The organism is Herbaspirillum seropedicae (assembly GCF_001040945.1).
Taxonomy (GTDB): Bacteria; Pseudomonadota; Gammaproteobacteria; order Burkholderiales; family Burkholderiaceae_D; genus Herbaspirillum; species Herbaspirillum seropedicae.
In genome coordinates this window covers 4331505-4350657 of record NZ_CP011930.1, presented here as the reverse complement: position 1 = coordinate 4350657, position 19153 = coordinate 4331505, and the positions used below count along the sequence as shown (strand labels likewise).

Sequence of the window (19153 nt, the reverse complement as noted above, 5' to 3'; positions counted from 1 at the left end):
GCCTGCTCACTCGATCCGATCCCGTTAAGCAATCTCACTGAGTTCATGCCTCGTATTCATGCGAGGCATTCGCCCTAGCTTCGTCCTTTTGGTCGGAAATCTTGTATATACAAATAGAATTCTGAACATCTTCTTTCCTCGCAAAATGGCATGAATTATGGCTTTTAAGAGGGTTGAGTGAAATGGTCTTGATGTTCGAGCGATTGTTATGTATATACATGATGAGGTGAAAGATGGGGGCTTTGTCTATCTCCCTTGGGGTGCGCGCCAAGCTGAACAAGAAAGTGCCGCCGGTCAGCGAAGAGGAGATTGCTGAGTGCTTCGTCAACAAGTGCGGCGTCAATCTTCTGGATGAGCGCGAAGATAATCAGACCGATCCGCCGACGCTGTGGTTTATTGCCGAGACGCACGCCGGTCGGCTGTTGAAGATCGTTTATGTGTTCAAGAATGGGACGCGCCACCTCAAGACGGCTTACGACCCTAACGAGATCGAAATTGCGATCTACGAGAAGTATGGAAAATGAGGCGCGTCGTTTTGGCGTCGCTATTTGAGGAGAAGCGAATGACAGCTCCGAAGAAGATCAAAGGTAGTGTTGAAAACTGGGAATCTGGCACCTTGGGCCGGGATGCGCGCTACGTCAAGCGTGCATCGGCAGAGTTGGAGCGGGAAATTGATGAGGCCCAAGGCATGCAAGCGATCTCCATCCGCCTTGATCGCGACCTGATCGAGACCTTCAAGCAGATCGCCCGCATCCACAATATCGGTTACCAGCCGCTAATGCGCGAAGCCCTGCGGCGCTTCGCCGATGCTGAGATCAAGGCGATTCTGAGCGCCGTGGCCAATGCCAGCGACAAGAGCGTCCAGCAAGGCGGCAAGCACACGGTGGAAATCAAACTCGATGATCTACAGCGTCACGTCGCATGAGCTCCCAATGGCCCTGGCAGCCTGGCTGATGCGCTGGCCGCCTTCGATTCATTCCCGCCGCTGCAAGCGATAGACCACCGTCTCCAGGGCGCTCAAGCCACGTTCCAGGAACTTGGGTTCCTTGTCCAGGATGTCGCGCCGGTCGATGGCCTGGGCTTCGCTGTGCGGGGCATACAGGCGCAGCACTTCTTCCTCGCTCACCGAAAACGGCGGGCCGTCCATCTTCTGCTGGTCGTATTCCAAGGTAATGAGCAGGCTGCGCGCCTGGGCGGGCAGCCTGCCATAGACCTCGGTCACGTAGCGCGCACGCATGGCCGGGGGCAGGGCGATCAGGGCGGCGCGGTCGTAGGCCCCGGCGCAGGCGGCCAGGGTCGCCTCTTCCAGCGCGAAGATGTCACCGCAGATCAGTTCGATGTTGCCGGCCACGTAATGACGGCCTTGCGCGCTCTCATGCACCAACGGAACCAGCTGGTGCTCGCTGAAGAACTGGGTGATGGCCAGTTCCGACAACTCCACACCCAGCACGCGATGGCCCTGTTCGGCCAGCCACAGCATGTCCAGCGACTTGCCGCACAGGGGGACCAGCACGGTGCTTCCGGCGGGCAGCGCCAGTGACGGCCAATACTTCTGCAGCAGCGGCGTCACCCGCGACTGGTGAAAATGGGTGCGCCCGTCGCGCCAGCGTTCCAGCCAGAATTCTGCTTCCATCTCGTCTCCCGTAGCCGTGCGTGAGCGCCTCAGCGCATCAGGTAATCCAGCGCGACGCCGGCGAAGATCGCCGCGCCCAGCCAGTTGTTGTTGTTGAAGGCCGCGAAGCAGCGCATACGGTCGCGCTCGCGGATCAAGGTGTAGTGATACACGGCGAAGCCGCAGGCCACCAGCATGCCGGCCGAAAACCACAGCCCCAGTCCGTATTGCAGGCCGACCATCCAGATCAGCGCCAGCGCCACTGCGTAGCACAGCATGACCGCGGCCACGTCGTAGCGGCCGAAGGTGATGGCTGAGGTCTTGATGCCGATCTTGAGGTCGTCGTCGCGGTCCACCATGGCGTACTCGGTGTCATAGGCCACCGCCCAGAAGATGTTGGCCACCAGCAGCACCCAGGCCGCCAGCGGCACCGTGCCGGTCACGCTGGCAAAGCCCATCGGGATGCCAAAGCCGAAGGCAATGCCCAGGTAGGCCTGGGGAATGGCGAAGAAGCGCTTGAAATACGGATAGGTGCCGGCAATGATGACGGCCGCCACCGACAGCTGCAAGGTGAGCGCATTGAGCGGCAGGATCAGCAGGAACGATACCAGCGCCAGCACGCCCGCCACCATCAGGGCTTCCCACGACTTGATCTTGCCGGAGGTCAGGGGGCGCTGTTCGGTGCGCTTCACATGGCGGTCGAAGTTGCGGTCGGCATAGTCATTGATGGCGCAGCCGGCGGAACGCATCAGCACCGTACCCACAATGTAGATCACCAGGATGCGCCAGTCCGGCACGCCGCCTGCTGCCAGCCATAGCGCAATCAAGGTCGGCCACAGCAAGAGCAGGATGCCGATGGGTTTGTGGGCGCGCACCAGCAGCGCGTAGAGCCTGAGCCTGTCCATGGAATGTCCGCAAAATCGAAAGTCCGCATTATAATTCGCGTGACCGTTTTAGCACTGTCGTGCTTTTATTGGCCTGCCTGGCAGGCTGCTGACAAGGTGCAAAGGCTGGAGTGCGCAAGACGGTATGAGCTGTGTTCCAATCCACCGCTCTTATAAAAAAGTAATAAATTTTTTCGAGACATTCCCTGTTTGTGCTGCATTGCCGCGTGCAATTCCTTTGCCCTGGGCGGGCAGGGCGGCTAATGTAACGCGGCTGTCATGGAGCGTTGTTAGCATCAAAACCCATTTTTTCGAGAGGTCCCCTCTGATGAACATGATGAAAACGCTGATCGCGACCGGTGTCCTGGCGACGATCACTTCCTCTGCCTTCGCCGCTACCGCGATCACCTGGTGGCATTCCATGACCGGCGCCCTGGGCGAGCGCGTCAATGCCCTGGCCGACGACTTCAACAAGACCCAGGGCGATTACAAGATCGTGCCGGTCTACAAGGGGACCTACGACGAATCGATGTCGGCGGCCATCGCCGCCTATCGCGCCGGCAATGCGCCCGCCATCCTGCAGGTGTTCGAAGTGGGCACGGCCACCATGATCTACGCCAAGGGCGCGGTCAAGCCGGTCTATGAAGTCATGCACCAGGCCGGCGAGAAGTTCGACCAGAATGCCTATGTGCCGGCGGTGGCGGGTTACTACTCGACCCCCAAGGGCATGATGTCCTTCCCCTTCAACAGCTCCACCACCATCATGTTCTACAACAAGGACATGTTCGCCAAGGCTGGCCTGGACCCGGAAAAGCCACCCGTGACCTGGCAGGAATTCGTCGGCATGGCCGCCAAGATCAAGGCCAGCGGCGCCGCGTGCGCCTACACCACGACCTGGCAATCCTGGGTGCATTTGGAATCGTTTTCAACCTGGCATAACGTCGAGCTGGCGACCAAGAACAACGGCTTCGGCGGCCTGGACGCCCGCCTGAAGATGAACAGCCCCCTGCACGTGCGCCACATCGAGAACCTGTCGAACTGGGCCAAGCAGGGCTACTTCACCTATGCCGGTCGCAAGGACGAGGCCAACGCCAAGTTCAACGCGGGCGAATGCGCCATCATCACCGGCTCGTCCTCGGCCTATGCCGATATCCGCAAGAACGCCAAGTTCAAGTTCGGCGTGGCCACCCTGCCGTATTACAACGATGTGCAGGGCGCACCGCAGAACACTGTCATCGGCGGCGCCTCGCTGTGGGTGATGAACGGCAAGAAGGCCGACGAATACAAGGGCGTGGCGAAGTTCTTCAGCTATCTGTCCAAGCCGGAAGTGGCCGCCAAGTGGCACCAGGACACCGGCTACCTGCCGGTCACCAAGGCTGCCTACGAGCTAACCAAGAGCTCCGGCTTCTATGAGCGCAATCCAGGCACCGACGTGGCGGTCAAGCAGATGATCGTCAAGACCACCGAGAAGTCGCGCGGCCTGCGCCTGGGCAACTACGCCCAGGTCCGCACGGTCTTCGACGAAGAACTGGAAAACGTCTGGACCGGCAAGAAGAGCGCCAAGGACGCCCTGGACTCGGCCGTCAAGCGCGGCGATGAACTGCTGGCCCGCTTCGAGAAGGCCAACAAGGGCAACCAGTAATTCCTTTTGGTAAGGTGCTCCGTCCCGCCTGAACGCGGTGACGGGGCAGGAACCGGCGATGTGCTCAGTGATCGCGGAGCGCAGCGCCGGCTTCCATTTGACCATGTCAGGAAGCTGACATCCGCTTCCGATTCATCCAACTTCTGCGGCCAGGCGATCCCTGGCTGGAACGATCGTGGAAAAACGCGCGCGCTTCACCTCGAAGTGGTTGCCCTATCTGCTGGTGGCACCGCAGATCATCATCACTTTGCTGTTCTTCTTCTGGCCTGCGGTGCAGGCGTTGTACCAGTCCATGCTGTTGCAGGATGCCTTTGGCGGCTATTCCGAATTCGTCTGGTTCGACAACTTCAAGACCCTCTTCGGCGATCCGACCTATCTGGAATCCTTCCGCACCACGGCCATCTTCTCGGCGCTGGTGGCTTTCTTCGGATTGGCGCTGTCCTTGCTGCTGGCGGTCTTCGCCGACCGCGTACGCCGCGGCGCTTCGATCTACAAGACCTTCCTGATCTGGCCCTATGCGGTCTCGCCGGTGGTGGTCGGGGTGCTGTGGATGTTCCTGCTCAGTCCCTCGCTGGGCATCCTCTCGCATGTGCTGAGCTGGCTGGGCCTGCCGTGGGACTACATGATCAATGGCACCCACGCCATGATCCTCATCGTCATCGCCGCCATCTGGAAGCAGATCAGCTACAACTTCCTGTTCTTCCTGGCCGGCCTGCAATCGATCCCCAAGTCGCTCATCGAAGCCGCTGCCATCGATGGCGCGGGGCCGGTCAAGCGCTTCTTTACCATCGTCTTCCCGCTGATCTCGCCGACCACCTTCTTCCTCTTCGTGGTCAACGTGGTCTATGCCTTCTTCGATACCTTCGTCATCGTCGACGCCACCACCCACGGCGGTCCTGGCAAGGATACCGAGATCCTGGTCTACAAGGTCTTCTCGGATGGCTTCAAGGGCGGCGACCTGGGCGGCTCGGCGGCGCAATCGGTGGTGCTGATGGCGCTGGTGATCCTGCTGACCGTGGTGCAGTTCAAGTACGTTGAAAAGAAAGTGCAATACGCATGAAGGCCGACCACATGAATGATCTTTTCTTCTTCCCCAGTGCAGAGGTGAGCGCATGATCGAACGCCGTCCCATCCTCGATTTCCTCAGTCACGTGGTGCTGGTGCTGGGCGTGCTCATTGTGTTCTTCCCGCTCTATGTGGCTTTCGTGGCCAGTACCCAGAGCGCCGAGCAATCGGCGTTGTCGCCGCTGTCGCTGGCGCCGGGCGGGGAATTCATGAACAACTACAGTACCGTGCTCTTCAAGGGCGCCGCCGGCCAGGTCACCGCCCCGCCGGTGCTGCACATGCTGTGGGTGAGTCTGGCCACGGCGCTCATCATCGCCATCGGCAAGATTTCGATTTCGATGCTGTCGGCCTTTGCCATCGTGTATTTCCGTTTTCCCGGGCGCGGCCTGTTCTTCTGGATGATCTTCGTCACCCTGATGCTGCCGGTCGAGGTGCGCATCACGCCGACCTACCAGGTGGTGTCCGACCTGGGCATGCTCAATAGCTATGCCGGCCTGAGCGTGCCGCTGATCGCCTCGGCCACGGCCACCTTCCTGTTCCGCCAGTTCTTCCTGACGGTGCCCGACGAGCTGGCAGAAGCGGCGCGCATCGATGGGGCAGGGCCGCTGCGCTTCCTCAAGGATGTGCTGTGGCCGCTGTCGCGCACCAATGTCATTGCGCTGTTCGTGATCATGTTCATCTATGGCTGGAACCAGTACCTGTGGCCGCTCATCATCGCCACCGACACCAGCATGTATCCCATCGGCATCGGCATCAAGACGCTCATCTCCGGCGGCGATTCGGCGGTGGAATGGAACCTGGTGATGGCCACCATGATCCTGGCCATGCTCCCACCCGGGCTGGTAGTGGTGGTGATGCAGAAATGGTTCGTCAAGGGCCTGGTCGATTCCGAGAAATAATTTATATCATTTACATAGTTAGAGACTGACAACCATGGCAGCAATCCATCTCAAGCAAGTGCGCAAGACCTATGGCGCGGGCACCAAGGCAGTCGACGTGATCCATGGCATCGACGCCGAGATCGCCGATGGCGAATTCATCGTCATGGTCGGCCCCTCGGGCTGCGGCAAGTCCACGCTGCTGCGCATGGTGGCCGGTCTGGAAGAGATCAGCAGCGGCCAGATCGTCATCGGCGATCGCGTGGTCAATGACCTGGAACCCAAGGAGCGCGACATCGCCATGGTGTTCCAGAACTATGCCTTGTATCCGCACATGACGGTGTACCAGAACATGGCCTATGGTCTGAAGATCCAGGGACTCTCCAAGAGCGAGATCGACGCGCGTGTGCAGCGCGCCGCCGCCATCCTCGAACTGGGCGCGCTGCTGGAGCGCACGCCGCGCCAGCTTTCCGGCGGCCAGCGCCAGCGCGTGGCCATGGGGCGCGCCATCGTGCGTAAGCCGGCGGTGTTCCTCTTCGACGAACCGCTATCCAATCTGGACGCCAAGCTGCGTGTGCAGATGCGCCTGGAAATCCAGAAGCTGCATGCCAGCCTGCGCACCACCAGCCTCTATGTGACCCACGACCAGGTCGAGGCGATGACGCTGGGGCAGCGCATGATCGTGATGAACCGTGGCGTGGCCGAGCAGATCGGCACGCCCGCTGAGGTGTATGCGCGCCCGGCCACGACCTTCGTGGCCAGCTTCATCGGTTCGCCGCCGATGAATCTGCTGCAGGGCAAGCTGTCCGCCGATGGCGCCAGCTTCGAGGTCAGCAAGGGGAACGCCTCCGATATCCTCCGCCTGCCCCAGCCGCTGACCGGCGCGGCCGGCCAGGAGCGCATCCTGGGCGTGCGGCCGGAGCACCTGCTGCCCATCCTGGATGGCTCGGCGGCGCAGCTGTCACTGGAGGTGGAACTGGTCGAGGCGCTGGGCGCGGAACTGCTGGTGCATGCCCGCTGCGGCGGACAGGCCCTGGTGCTGCGTTGCCCGGCCAATGTGCAGGTCAGGACGGGTCAGCGCATCGGGGCGTCGTTCGGGGCGGGGGATGTGCATTGGTTTGATGTGAAGAGTACCCGTCGCATTGGCTGAGCTTTTCTGTATTGCGTAAGCAGAAGCGACACGGGCCTCGCACTGCGAGGCCCGTTTTCCGTGCTCGGACGATGCCGGGTCAGGTCGTGGAGGCGGTCTCGTCGGTGAGCATCTGCACCCCATTGAGCTTGCAAGCCAACACCGCCTGATGCACCGCATCGATGGCAGCCTGACGGGTGAAGCTCTTGCGCCAGGCGATGACCACGCGACGCGAGGGGGCCGGGGCGACGAAGGGGACGTAGCGCACCATGCCGTCGCGGGTGTCGACATCCGGAATGGAGGCGCGCGGCAGCACGGTCACGCCGATGCCTGACGACACCATGTGACGGATGGTTTCCAGCGAAGACCCCTCGAAGGTGCGCGCAATGCCATCGCCATTGGTGGAGAAGCGCGACATCTCCGGGCAGACTTCCAGCACCTGGTCGCGGAAGCAGTGACCATTGCCCAGGAGCAGCATGGTCTCGCTCTTGAGTTCGCGGGCGTCGATTTCCTTGCGCTCGGCCCACTTGTGCTGGCGCGGCAGGGCGACCATGAATTCTTCATCGTACAGCGGCAGCACGTTGAGGCCATGTTCAGGGAAGGGCAGCGCCATGATGGCGGCGTCGAGCTCACCCTGGCGCAGCAGTTCGATCAGGCGCGTGGTGAAATTCTCCTGCAGGATCAGCGGCATCTGCGGCACCCGCTCTATCATGGTCTTGACCAGCGAGGGCAGCAGGTAGGGGCCGATGGTATAGATGATGCCCAGGCGCAAGGGGCCCGAGAGCGGGTCCTTGTTCTGGTTGGCGATCTCCTTGATGGCGGCGGTCTGCTCCAGCACGCGCTCGGCCTGGGCTACGATCTGCGCGCCCAGCGGCGTGACCGACACCTCGGTGCCGCCGCGCTCGAAGATGACCACGCCCAGCTCATCTTCCAGTTTCTTGATGGCCACCGACAGCGTGGGCTGGGCGACGAAACAAGCTTCTGCTGCATGGCCGAAATGCTTTTCCCGGGCCACGGCCACGATGTATTTGAGTTCTGTAAGTGTCATGCTGTTATGCCGGAATCGTTTTCGGGACTATAGCGTATTTTCGCCCGCCAGGTTCTGTGCGGCATCATGGCGCTTTCCCGCCAGTTGGCGCAGGATGGCGGGACATGCGCCTGTCCGGGCGGGCTTCGATTCCGATGTTAACCGCCTGTCATGTCTTGGTCACAATGGGCAGGTATGTTGTCACGCACTTTTCAGGCGAAGAGGAGTGCCGCGTTCGCCACTTTATCTTGGATACGAGGACATGATGGATAAGGAAGAACTGGTCAAGCGCGTCCACCGTGAGCTGGCCGATAGCTATGACGAAGAAATGGAACTGGAGCTGGAAGACCGTACCATAGATCCGGTCACCGGCGAATTCTCCAGCGCCCACGGCGAGGAAGAGAAGGAGTATCGCCGTCTGTATTTCCGTGAGCTGTTCCGGCTGCAGGGCGAGCTGGTCAAGCTGCAGGACTGGGTGGTGCAGACCGGTCACAAGGTGGTGATCGTCTTCGAAGGGCGCGATGCGGCCGGCAAAGGGGGCGTGATCAAGCGCATCACCCAGCGCCTGAACCCGCGCGTGGCCCGCGTGGCAGCCTTGCCCGCGCCCAACGACCGCGAGCGCACGCAGTGGTATTTCCAGCGCTATGTGTCGCACCTGCCGGCAGCCGGCGAGATCGTGCTGTTCGACCGCAGCTGGTACAACCGCGCCGGCGTGGAGCGCGTCATGGGCTTTTGCTCGGATGAACAGTACGAGGAGTTCTTCCGCTCCGTGCCCGAATTCGAACGCATGCTGACCCGGGCCGGCATCCAGGTCATCAAGTACTGGTTCTCCATCACCGATGAAGAGCAGCACCTGCGCTTCCTCTCGCGCATCCACGATCCGCTCAAGCAGTGGAAGCTGAGCCCCATGGACCTGGAGTCGCGCCGCCGCTGGGAGGAATACACCAAGGCCAAGGAAGTGATGCTGGAACGCACCCACATCCCCGAAGCCCCCTGGTGGGTGGTGCAGGCGGTGGACAAGAAGAAGGCCCGCCTGAACTGCATCCATCACCTGTTGCAGCAGATGCCCTATGCCGAAGTGCCGCATCCGCCGGTGCTGCTGCCGGAGCGCGAGCGTCATGAAGACTACGAGCGCCATCCGGTGCCGGACTCGATGATCGTCCCCGAGTTCTATTGATGCTGCAGGCTGGCGGGCTCACCCGCGCCCCAGGCAAAAAAATGGCCGGAGATATGTCTCCGGCCATTTTCGTTTGGCGTTTGGTGTCTGGTGTTCGGCGCTTCCCGCTTGCCGTCAGGACAGGCCCGAGCGCCCGGCTCAGTCGAAGTACTTGGAAATGACTTCGCCGAAAGCCTGTTCAGCCGACATGCCATTGAGCATGAGCTTGCTGATCTCATCGGAATGCTGGTTGATCTCATCGGGCAGCATGTGGCGGTTGGCCTTGAAGTAGGCGTACTTCTCGCTGTCCACCGCTTCGCGCGCACGGGCGGCGGCGGTGGTCGGGCGGGCCGTGCCGCCGGCGCTGCGGGCCGAGGCGGCGCGCGCCGAACGCGGGGTGCTGCGGGTGCCGCTGCCACCGGTGGCGACGATGCGCTTGATCTGGTCCAGCGTGAAGATGGGCGTCACGTTGCCGGGACCGAACTCGCTTTCCTCGGCGCGGTGCAAGTGGTGATTGCCGTCGAAGGCCATCTTCTTGTCGAAGCTATTGATCACTTCGTAGTGCGGCTTCTGCACCGAACCGAACATGCTGAAGTGCACACGGTCGCCATAGGACGTCATCTGGGTGATCACGCCGTTGAGGAATTCGGCCTTGATCGCTTCCACGTTGCCATGCCAGCGCTTGGTTTTGCTTGAACTCAAAATAACTCTTCCAATGAAGCAGGCGCGTCCTGGGCCGAAACGAAACATCGGGGCAGCTCAGCTGCCAGGGCGCGCAAATTAAAAACGGGGGATAGAGGCAATATTATCCTCCTCTGAGCGTCTTCTTGCATGACCGATGCTGACTTTTTCTTCATGTACTGTCGGCCTTACCGAAATTTGCTCTATTTTGGCGAGGGTTTACGGTTGTTTTCGAAGAAATTGCTTGAAAAGAGCTTAGCCTATCGCCATATGTTTGCTTTATGGCAATCCTTCGTATTCTTTCGGTCCCCGTTTCCCCTCCCTCGAAAAAGGCTGTCCATGCGTCGTAGCTATGTCGGAGTCGCTGTCTTTCTGGGCCTGCTGGCGGCCCTGCATGTCTGGATCGGCTGGCAGCTGCTGCCGGCGCTGAGCACCCAGGCCGGCTGGATCACTCTGGGCGGCGTCGTGCTGGCGCTGTCCTTCCTGCTCATGCCCATCGCCCTGGTGGCGCCCTACCTGAAGCGCCAGGGCTTGCCGGAGGTCTGGTCCGACCGCCTGTCCTGGGCGGGCATGCTGGCCATGGGCGCGTTTTCCTCGGCCTTGCTGGCTACGCTCCTGCGCGCCATCGCGCTGGCCTTGCTGCCGTGGCTGCCGCTGTCGCCCATCCAGCGGCACGAGATGATCGAGCTGACCGCCTGGCTGGCCCTGGCGCTGACGGCGGTCGCCACCGTGATCGGCTACCTCAACGCCCGCCGCACCGCCGCCGTGGTCGAGGTCAGCGTTCCCATCGCCAACCTGCCGGCGGCGCTGGAGGGGTTCAGCATCGTGCAGATCAGCGACATCCACGTCGGCCCGACCATCAAGGCTCCCTACCTGCAAGCCATCGTGGACAAGGTCAATGCCCTCTCCCCGGACGTGGTCGCCATCACCGGCGACCTGGTCGATGGCAGCGTGCGCCAGCTGGCCCCGCATACCGCGCCGCTGGCGCAACTGCGTGCGCGCCATGGCGCTTACTTCGTCACGGGCAATCACGAGTACTACTCCAACGCCCATGAATGGATCGAGGAAGTGCGCCGACTGGGCCTCACCGTGCTGATGAACGAACATGTGGTGCTGCGCCATGACGATGCCGGCCTGGTGCTGGCCGGGGTGACCGACTACACCGCGCATCACTTCGATCCAGCCCATCGCAGCGATCCGCATGCGGCCATCGCCGATGCGCCGGATGGCCATCCGCGCATCCTGCTGGCGCACCAGCCGCGCAGCGCCCAGGCTGCCGCCGAGGCGGGCTTCGATCTGCAGTTGTCGGGCCACACCCATGGCGGCCAGTTCTTCCCGTGGAATTTCTTCGTGCCGCTGCAGCAGCCCTATGTGGCAGGGCTGAAGCGGCTGCAAGGACTGTGGGTCTACGTCAGCCGCGGCACCGGCTATTGGGGACCGCCCAAGCGCCTGCTGGCGCCCTCTGAAATCACGCGTGTACGCCTGACGGCGCGCTGAGCCTGTCCTGATCGTCTTCGGCGCGCGCCAGCCGGCGCATCGCCTGGGGCGGTTGGCCGAACAGGCGCAGGCAGGCGCGCCGCATGCGGTCGGCGTCGCCGAAGCCGGTGGCGCGGGCAATGCTCTCCAGCGTGTCCTGGGATTGCTCGATGCGCAATCGCGCCGCTTCGGCGCGCATCTGCTCGATGGCGCGTGCGGGTGTCTGGCCGGTCTCGGCAGCGAAGGCGCGGTCGAACTGGCGGCGGCTCAGGCAGGCCACCTCGGCCAGCAGGTCTACCGTGAGCGCCTGGTGCAGATGTTCACGCGCAAAACCGAGTGCTCGGCGTATGCGCTCCGATCCTCCATCCATCTCCTGCAAGGCCGAGAACTGCGACTGCCCACCCGGGCGGCGATGATAGACCACCAGTTCGCGCGCCACTGAGCGCGCCAGTTCCACGCCATGATCGTCTTCGATCAAGGCCAGCGCCAGGTCGATGCCGGCCGAGATGCCCGCTGACGTCCATACCGCACCATCGCGTGAGTAGATCCGGTCGCTGTCCACCTTGACCGCCGGATGCATCTGCTGCAACTTGGCGGCCATGCGCCAGTGCGTGGTGGCGCGCTTGCCATCGAGCAGGCCGGTGGCGGCCAGCACGAAGGCGCCGGTACAGATGCCGGCGATACGGCGCGAGCGCGCCGCCGCACGCAGCACGTGGCGGCGCAGCGCCGGCGAGACCAGGCCCTCGCGCGGCGCACCGCCGCCGGCCACGATCAGGGTATCGAAGCTGGTGCGGCCAATGCGTTCGGTATGGATCAGCGCACCGGCGGAGCTGCGGATCATGCCGCCAGGTTCGGAGTACAGCGTGAGCCGGTACAGGGTCTTGCCCGCGAGCCGGTTGGCCGCGTCGAAGGCCGACAGCGGACCGGTGAAGTCCAGCATGCTGCAATCGGCGAAGATGAGGAAGGCGGTCTCGCGCAGGGGCATGGTGCAGAAAACGTCAAATGGCCTGAATGGACGGAATTATGACATTCAAGCCATGACGCTGCACAGCACACTGCACGGCATGACCACCTCCGGAGTCCGCCATGCAAGCTGCCGCCCCTGTCCTCCCGCGCCCATCGCCCTCACCCTCACCCCATCGCTGGAAAGTCCTGGCCGCCGGCGTGGCCGCCAATGCCAGCTTCTCGGCGGTATTCTCGGGCATCCCGGTGACCTCGGTCGTCTTGCGCAGCGATTACCGGCTCAGCAATACCCAGCTGGGCCTGGCGCTGGGTCTGCTCAGCCTGGGCGTGGCCCTGGGCGAGCTGCCCTGGGGTGTGCTCACGGACCGCTGGGGTGACCGCAAGGTCTTGCTGGCCGGACTGCTGGGCGCCAGCGCCGCACTCGGTTTGCTGATGCTGTACGCCCTGCCTGGCCAGGGTGCGGCCAGCTTTGCCTGGTTGTGTGCGGGCCTGATGCTGGCCGGTCTCCTGGGGGGCAGCGTCAACGGCGCCAGCGGACGCGCCATCATGGGCTGGTTTGGCGAAGGCGAGCGCGGGCTGGCCATGAGCATACGCCAGACCGCCGTGCCGCTGGGCGGCGGCCTGGGTGCATTGCTGCTGCCTACGCTGGCCGCGCAGGCCGGCTTCGGCGCGGTCTTTGCGGCCCTGATGGCGGCCTGCCTGGCCAGCGTGGGCCTGGTCTTGCGCTGGCTGCGCGAAGCCCCGGTCGCGCCTGCACACGGCGCAGCGCCGGTCGTCGGCGCCGCCAGCATGGCCTTGCGCAGCAAGCTGGTGTGGCGCCTGGCCCTGGGGATAGGCTTGCTGTGCGCGCCGCAGGTGGCGCTCTTGAGCTTTGGCGGCATCTTCCTGCAGGAAAGCGCACAGGCCAGTGTGCTGGCCATCAGCGTGCTGCTGACCCTGGTCCAGCTGGGCGCGGCGGCAGCTCGTATCGCCAGCGGGCGCTGGACCGACCGGCGCGGCCAGCGGCGCGATTACCTGCGCGGCTGTGCGTTGGCCAGCGCCGCGCTGTTCGGCCTGCTGGGCGTGCTGGCGCCGCTGCTGGTGGCGGCCGGCGTGGTGGTGTCGGCCTGGCATGGCGTGGCCTATACCGAGCTGGCCGTCGTGGCCGGGGCAGGGCAGGTGGGCACCGCGCTGGGGCTGGGCAATAGCTGCGTGTTCCTGGTCTTCTTCCTGGCCGCCCAGGCGATTCCGCCCTTGCTGCACTGGCAGGGATGGCCGGCGGTCTGGCTTGCTATCGCGGTGGTAGCGTTGCTGGTGTGGCCCTTGTTTCCGCCCGAGGATCGCGCCAGGCATTGATGGCGGGCGCAGGGCAGCGGAGGTGAAAAAGACCGGTCTTAGACGACCGGTCTAATTTTTCGTTAGAATAGTCGCCATGCGAGAACATTACGGCGAAAACAAACGCAACATCCTCATGGCCGGGCGCGCCCTGATTGCCCAGAAAGGCTACTCCAGCGTCGGCCTGTCCGAGATCCTGGCGGCGGCGGCCATTCCCAAGGGATCGTTCTATCACTACTTCGGTTCCAAGGAGCAATACGGGCGCGAGCTCATCGAGCACTACGTGGCCGGCTACCTGGAGTCGCTGGAGCGTGTGCTGGGCGACCCCGCCCATGGCGCCAGCGCCCGCGAGCGCCTGCTGACCTACTGGGGCTACTGGCTGGAAAGCCAGTGCTGCCAGGAACTGGAGCAACGCTGCCTGGTGGTCAAGCTCTCCGCCGAGGTGGCCGACCTCTCCGAGGATATGCGCCAGGCCCTGCACCAGGGCACCCAGGCCTTCATCGAACGCATCGCCGCCTGCATCGCCCAAGGGATAGCAGAAGGCTCCCTGCATACCGTGCTGCATCCGCTGGCCACGGCCACCATGCTGTACCAGCAATGGCTGGGCGCGAGCCTGCTGTCGCGCCTGAGCCGCGACCGCGCTCCGATGGAGGCGGCCATGCTGGTCACCCGTCGGGTGCTGGTGCTGCCTGAGGCCGGATGAGGCGGGCTGAGCTTGGCTGAGCCGCGCCTACATCTTCCGACGAACTTCAACAGGAAAGGATTCCCCCATGACAAAGACGACTCCCCAGACCAACCGCCGCATCGTGCTGGCCTCGCGCCCCACCGGCGCGCCCACGGCCGACAATTTCCGCCTCGAAGAAGTGGCCGTTCCGGCGCTGGAAGAAGGGCAACTGCTGCTGCGCGGCCAGTGGCTGTCGCTGGACCCCTACATGCGCGGCCGCATGAGCGATGCGCCGTCCTACGCACCGCCGGTGGAGATCGGCGGCGTCATGACCGGTGGCGTGGTCTCGCGGGTGGAAGCCTCGCGCCATCCTGAATTCAAGGAAGGCGACCTGGTGATGGCCTACACCGGCTGGCAGGAATACGCCGTCTCCGATGGCACGGGCGTCAACAAGCTGCCCGCCGGCTTCGCCCATCCCTCGCATGCATTGGGCGTGCTGGGCATGCCCGGCTATACCGCCTATGCCGGCCTGATCGACATCGGCCAGCCGCGCCCTGGTGAAACAGTCGTCGTGGCTGCAGCCACCGGCGCGGTGGGGTCCCTGGTCGGCCAGATCGCCAAGCTGCGCGGCTGCCACGTGGTGGGTATCGCCGGCGGTGCGCAGAAGTGCGAAGCGGCGGTCAAGGAGCTGGGCTTCGACGCCTGCATCGATCACCGTGCTGCCGACTTCCCCGAACAACTGAAGGCCGCCTGTCCGCGCGGCATCGATGTGTATTTCGAGAACGTCGGCGGCGCCGTGCTCGACGCCGTCTTCCCGCTGTTGAACATCCACGCCCGCGTGCCGGTGTGCGGCCTCATCGCGCACTACAACGGCGGCACGCTGGCCACCGACAGCGCCGCGATCCTGCGCCGCACGCTGACCCAGCGCATGCGCGTGCAGGGGTTCATCATCTTCGACTACTACGTCAACCGTCCCGACCTGCACGCCGCCTTCCAGCAGGAAGTGGGCAACTGGCTCAAGCAAGGCAAGCTGCACTATCGCGAAGACGTGGTGCAAGGGCTGGAGAATGCGCCCGAGGCCTTCATGGGTCTGCTGCAAGGCAAGAACTTCGGCAAGCTGGTGGTCAAGCTGGACTGAACGCCTGCCGCCTTCCGGGCCACCATCCCGGCAACCCGGCGCGGCGGTGATCCTGCCGCGCCCACAAGGACCCATTCATGATCCCGTTTTCCGTCCTCGATCTATCCCCGATCAACCAGGGCAGCACCGCCGCCCAGGCCTTCAACAACAGCAAGGAACTGGCGCAGCGCGCCGAAGCGCTGGGCTACCACCGCTACTGGCTGGCCGAGCATCACAACATGCCCGGCATCGCCAGCGCTGCCACCGCCCTGGTGATTTCGCATGTGGCCGCCAACACCCGCAGCATTCGCGTCGGTTCCGGCGGCATCATGCTGCCTAATCATTCGCCGCTGGTCATTGCCGAGCAGTTCGGCACGCTGGAGTCGCTCTATCCCGGCCGCATCGACCTGGGCCTGGGTCGCGCTCCCGGTTCTGACCAGCGCACCGCGCGCGCCCTGCGCCGTCACATGGGCGGCGATACCGCCGACACCTTCCCCCAGGACGTGCAGGAACTGCAAGACTACTTCGACGATCCCGCCGATTACCAGACCCTGCGCGCCGTCCCCGGCGCCGGCCTGAAGGTGCCGATCTGGCTCCTGGGTTCCAGCATGTTCAGCGCCCAGCTGGCTGCCGAACTGGGCCTGCCGTTTGCCTTCGCCTCGCACTTCGCGCCGGGTTTCATGAAGTCGGCGGTGCAGATCTATCGTGAACGTTTCAAGCCCTCGGCCACGCTCAAGAAGCCCTATGTGATGCTGGCCCTGAACGTCTTCGCCGCCGATACCCAGCGCGAGGCCGAGCGCCTGTTCACCTCGCTGCAGCAGCAGTTCATGAACCTGATCCGTGGCACGCCCGGCCAGTTGCGCCCGCCCGTGGACGATATCGACGCCTTGTGGCAGCCGGGCGAGCAGGCGCATGTGGCGCGTTCGCTGGCCTGCGCGGTGGTGGGTGATCGCCAGGCCGTCCAGGATGGGCTGCAAGCCTTCATGGACGAGCATGCGCCCGACGAGCTGATCATCACGGCGCAGATCTTCGATCACGCCGCGCGGCTGCACTCCTTCGAGATCGCCGCCGAAGCGCGCCAGGCCTTGCGCGAGCCGGTCACGATCTGAGGCCCATCGCGCTGCCGCCACGCTGCCGCAGCAGCGTGGCCTGCGTCTTTTCTGCATCCAATCCCCATCAAGCGCCCATCTTATTCCCATCATTGGCGCCGATAATGGCAGGCTCTGGTCCGCGCATGAGGCGCGGACGGCATCAAGAGGAGCCTAAGCTTGGACGCACCGCACCACCCCGATCTCGTCACCCTGGAGCGCTTGCAGGAAAGCGACCTCGCCGAATTTGCACGCGCCCTGCAAGAGGCCTTCACCGCGGGCGCGCAGGAAGCCTTTGGCCAGCCGCAAGACGAACTGATCCCCAGCGTGGAGGATGTCTATGCTTCCTGCCAGGCCGCCAATGCGGTTAGCTATCGCCTGCTGCGGCAAGGACAGCCGGTCGGCGGCGCGGTCCTGATCATCGACGCCCACAGCGGACACAACAGCCTGGATTTCTTTTTCATCTCCCCGCAGGCGCACGGGCGGGGCCTGGGCACGCAGGCCTGGCAGGCCATCGAGCGGGCCTATCCGCAGACGCGGGTCTGGGAGACCCACACCCCTTACTTCGAGAAACGCAACATCCATTTCTACCTCAACAAGTGCGGCTTCAAGATCGTGGAGTTCTATCACCACCAGCACCCCGGGCCGCATCGGGACGAGCAGTCCGGCCCGGAGATGCTCGATGAGATGTTCCGTTTCGAAAAGCGGATGGACCACCCTGACTGAGGGGTTGCCCCGATACAGGTATCATCCAGGCCTTCGCAGCACGATAAAAAACACAAGAGCATCGGGAGACAAGCATGTTGTACAGCAAGACCTGTCTGGGCGGGATGGTCAGCGCCCCGCATCACCTGGCCGCGCAGGCCGGCGCGCAGATCCTGCGCCAGGGCGGCAATGCGGTGGAGGCCATGGTCGCCGCCGCCGCCACCATCGCGGTGGTCTATCCCCACATGAACGGCATCGGCGGCGACGGCTTCTGGCTCATCAGCGAGCCGGGCCGCGCCCCGGTGGCCATCCGCGCCTGCGGACCCGCGGCGGCCTTGGCGAACAAGGCCTTCTATGCCGAGCGCGGCTACCGCGCCATGCCCACCCGTGGTCCGCATGCCGCCTTGACGGTGGCGGGCGCGGTCGCGGGCTGGGCCGCGGCGCTGGAGCATGCCCAGCGGTTTGCCAGCGGCTTGCCGCTGCCGGTGTTGCTGGCCGACGCCATCGGCCATGCGCAGGCGGGCATACCTGTCACCCGCTCGCAGCACGAACTCACGCGCGACAAATGGAGCGAGCTGAAAGACCAGCCAGGATTTGCCGCCACCTATGCCGCCGACGGCGTCCCGCCCCAGGGCAAGGTGCTGAAACAGTCAGCGCTGGCGGCCAGCCTGTCGCGCCTGGCCGAGGCCGGACTGGATGATTTCTATCGCGGCGACCTGGCGCAATCCCTTGCTGCTGGCCTGCAAGCGGCCGGCAGCCCGTTGCGCCGCAGCGATCTGGAAGCCTTCCGCGCGCAAGTGGTGCAGCCGCTGATGGTGCAGTTAAGTTCAGGTCGCGTCTACAACCTGCCGCCGCCGACACAGGGCGTCTCGGCGCTGATGATCATTGGCCTGTTCGACCGCCTGGGCGTCACCCAGGCCGACGGCTTCGCGCATCTCCACGGCCTGGTGGAAGCCACCAAGCGCGCCTTCATCCTGCGTAACCAGCACGTCACCGATCCGGCCCACATGCGCGTGGATGCGGCGCAGTGGCTCCTGGCCGGTGCGCTGGACCAGGAAGTGCGCCACATCGACATGCAGCGCGCCGCTCCCTGGCCGCATCCGGCCCGCCCGGGCGACACCATCTGGATGGGCGCAGCCGATGCCCAGGGCCGCGTGGTCAGCTACATCCAGAGCATCTTCTGGGAATTCGGCAGTGGCGTGGTCGTGCCGGACACCGGCATCGTCTGGCAGAACCGCGGCGCCAGCTTCACCCTCGACGAGGGCGTCAACCAGCTGCAACCGGGCAAGCTGCCCTTCCATACGCTGAACCCCTCGCTGGCGCAGCTGGACGATGGCCGCACCCTGGCCTTCGGCACCATGGGGGGAGAAGGGCAGCCGCAGACCCAGGCCGCGGTCTTTACCCGTCACGTGCTGTTCGGCCAGAACCTGCAGGCCGCCGTCAGCGCGCCCCGCTGGCTGCTGGGGCGCACCTGGGGCGATGTCTCCACCAACCTCAAGCTCGAAGGCCGCATCCCCGAAGCGACGATCCAGGCCCTGCGCCGGGCCGGGCATGAGGTGCAGGTGGTGGATGACTATGCCGACATGATGGGCCATGCCGGCGCAGTCTGCGTGCATCCCGACGGCCTCATCGAGGGCGCGACCGATCCGCGTGCCGATGGCGTCTGCGCCGGCCTTTGATCCTCCAGTCGGAGCGTTGTCTTTTTGCATTTCCCGCATTGCGGGAAAAATGTCGGCATCCCTTTGTGCTGGC

The 19153-nt window shown here is 63.9% G+C and carries 20 protein-coding genes; 14 read left to right on the top strand and 6 right to left on the bottom strand.

The features are described from left to right. The first annotated feature begins 233 nt into the window (after positions 1-233). On the top strand, positions 234-524 hold the full coding sequence (locus tag ACP92_RS18925; RefSeq protein ID WP_013235739.1) for a BrnT family toxin: 291 nt from the start codon (positions 234-236) through the stop codon (positions 522-524). A 38-nt stretch (positions 525-562) separates the two neighbouring features. Beyond that, entirely contained in the window at positions 563-925 is a 363-nt protein-coding gene (locus ACP92_RS18920) for a BrnA antitoxin family protein (RefSeq protein ID WP_041311190.1), read from the top strand. A gap of 48 nt (positions 926-973) precedes the next feature. Here ACP92_RS18920 and ACP92_RS18915 read toward each other — a convergent pair whose 3' ends face one another. The 3 genes from ACP92_RS18915 to ACP92_RS24905 form a co-directional block, all read right to left on the bottom strand. Continuing rightward, positions 974-1633 (bottom strand): thiopurine S-methyltransferase, encoded by a 660-nt coding sequence (locus ACP92_RS18915; RefSeq protein WP_013235737.1) that lies wholly within the window; start codon positions 1631-1633, stop codon positions 974-976. A gap of 29 nt (positions 1634-1662) precedes the next feature. Beyond that, the gene (gene ubiA / locus ACP92_RS18910) at positions 1663-2517 is read right to left on the bottom strand and encodes a 4-hydroxybenzoate octaprenyltransferase (RefSeq protein WP_013235736.1); all 855 of its coding nucleotides are present in this window, start codon (positions 2515-2517) and stop codon (positions 1663-1665) included. 150 nt (positions 2518-2667) lie between these two features. After that, positions 2668-2919 (bottom strand): hypothetical protein, encoded by a 252-nt coding sequence (locus ACP92_RS24905; protein WP_167578369.1) that lies wholly within the window; start codon positions 2917-2919, stop codon positions 2668-2670. Here ACP92_RS24905 and ugpB point away from each other — a divergent pair. From ugpB to ACP92_RS18890, 4 genes are all read left to right on the top strand, one after another. Continuing rightward, positions 2825-4138 (top strand): sn-glycerol-3-phosphate ABC transporter substrate-binding protein UgpB, encoded by a 1314-nt coding sequence (ugpB, locus tag ACP92_RS18905; RefSeq protein ID WP_013235735.1) that lies wholly within the window; start codon positions 2825-2827, stop codon positions 4136-4138. The genes ACP92_RS24905 and ugpB overlap by 95 nt on opposite strands. A gap of 175 nt (positions 4139-4313) precedes the next feature. Continuing rightward, a complete protein-coding gene (gene ugpA, locus ACP92_RS18900) occupies positions 4314-5198 on the top strand; it encodes a sn-glycerol-3-phosphate ABC transporter permease UgpA (protein ID WP_013235734.1) in 885 nt (294 codons plus the stop codon). A 52-nt stretch (positions 5199-5250) separates the two neighbouring features. Further along, the gene (gene ugpE / locus ACP92_RS18895; protein WP_013235733.1) at positions 5251-6102 is read left to right on the top strand and encodes a sn-glycerol-3-phosphate ABC transporter permease UgpE; all 852 of its coding nucleotides are present in this window, start codon (positions 5251-5253) and stop codon (positions 6100-6102) included. Positions 6103-6136: 34 nt separating this feature from the next. Beyond that, on the top strand, positions 6137-7231 hold the full coding sequence (locus ACP92_RS18890) for a sn-glycerol-3-phosphate import ATP-binding protein UgpC (RefSeq protein ID WP_013235732.1): 1095 nt from the start codon (positions 6137-6139) through the stop codon (positions 7229-7231). A gap of 79 nt (positions 7232-7310) precedes the next feature. Here ACP92_RS18890 and ACP92_RS18885 read toward each other — a convergent pair whose 3' ends face one another. Continuing rightward, a complete protein-coding gene (locus ACP92_RS18885; protein ID WP_013235731.1) occupies positions 7311-8258 on the bottom strand; it encodes a LysR substrate-binding domain-containing protein in 948 nt (315 codons plus the stop codon). A 244-nt stretch (positions 8259-8502) separates the two neighbouring features. Between ACP92_RS18885 and ppk2 the strand changes: the two genes are divergently transcribed. Further along, positions 8503-9414, top strand: a complete 912-nt coding sequence (gene ppk2 / locus ACP92_RS18880; protein ID WP_041312217.1) for a polyphosphate kinase 2 — start codon at positions 8503-8505, stop codon at positions 9412-9414. A gap of 138 nt (positions 9415-9552) precedes the next feature. Here ppk2 and ACP92_RS18875 read toward each other — a convergent pair whose 3' ends face one another. Continuing rightward, positions 9553-10095: a hypothetical protein gene (locus ACP92_RS18875; protein WP_041311189.1), complete on the bottom strand. Its 543-nt coding sequence runs from the start codon at positions 10093-10095 to the stop codon at positions 9553-9555. Between the two features lie 318 nt (positions 10096-10413). Between ACP92_RS18875 and ACP92_RS18870 the strand changes: the two genes are divergently transcribed. Beyond that, on the top strand, positions 10414-11571 hold the full coding sequence (locus ACP92_RS18870; RefSeq protein ID WP_041311188.1) for a metallophosphoesterase: 1158 nt from the start codon (positions 10414-10416) through the stop codon (positions 11569-11571). Here ACP92_RS18870 and ACP92_RS18865 read toward each other — a convergent pair. Beyond that, positions 11543-12535, bottom strand: a complete 993-nt coding sequence (locus tag ACP92_RS18865; RefSeq protein WP_013235727.1) for a GlxA family transcriptional regulator — start codon at positions 12533-12535, stop codon at positions 11543-11545. The two genes, ACP92_RS18870 and ACP92_RS18865, sit on opposite strands and share 29 nt — an antisense overlap. A gap of 101 nt (positions 12536-12636) precedes the next feature. Between ACP92_RS18865 and ACP92_RS18860 the strand changes: the two genes are divergently transcribed. From ACP92_RS18860 to ACP92_RS18835, 6 genes are all read left to right on the top strand, one after another. Beyond that, positions 12637-13848, top strand: coding sequence for an MFS transporter (locus tag ACP92_RS18860; RefSeq protein WP_013235726.1), 1212 nt, complete (start codon positions 12637-12639; stop codon positions 13846-13848). A 76-nt stretch (positions 13849-13924) separates the two neighbouring features. Continuing rightward, on the top strand, positions 13925-14530 hold the full coding sequence (locus tag ACP92_RS18855; protein WP_013235725.1) for a TetR/AcrR family transcriptional regulator: 606 nt from the start codon (positions 13925-13927) through the stop codon (positions 14528-14530). Positions 14531-14597: 67 nt separating this feature from the next. Beyond that, positions 14598-15629 carry an NADP-dependent oxidoreductase gene (locus ACP92_RS18850; protein ID WP_013235724.1) on the top strand — a complete coding sequence of 344 codons (1032 nt, stop codon included), beginning with the start codon at positions 14598-14600 and terminating at the stop codon, positions 15627-15629. 77 nt (positions 15630-15706) lie between these two features. After that, entirely contained in the window at positions 15707-16717 is a 1011-nt protein-coding gene (locus tag ACP92_RS18845; protein WP_013235723.1) for an LLM class flavin-dependent oxidoreductase, read from the top strand. A 159-nt stretch (positions 16718-16876) separates the two neighbouring features. Next, positions 16877-17422: a GNAT family N-acetyltransferase gene (locus ACP92_RS18840; RefSeq protein WP_013235722.1), complete on the top strand. Its 546-nt coding sequence runs from the start codon at positions 16877-16879 to the stop codon at positions 17420-17422. Between the two features lie 74 nt (positions 17423-17496). Then, positions 17497-19080: a gamma-glutamyltransferase family protein gene (locus tag ACP92_RS18835; protein WP_013235721.1), complete on the top strand. Its 1584-nt coding sequence runs from the start codon at positions 17497-17499 to the stop codon at positions 19078-19080. Positions 19081-19153: the final 73 nt, after the last annotated feature.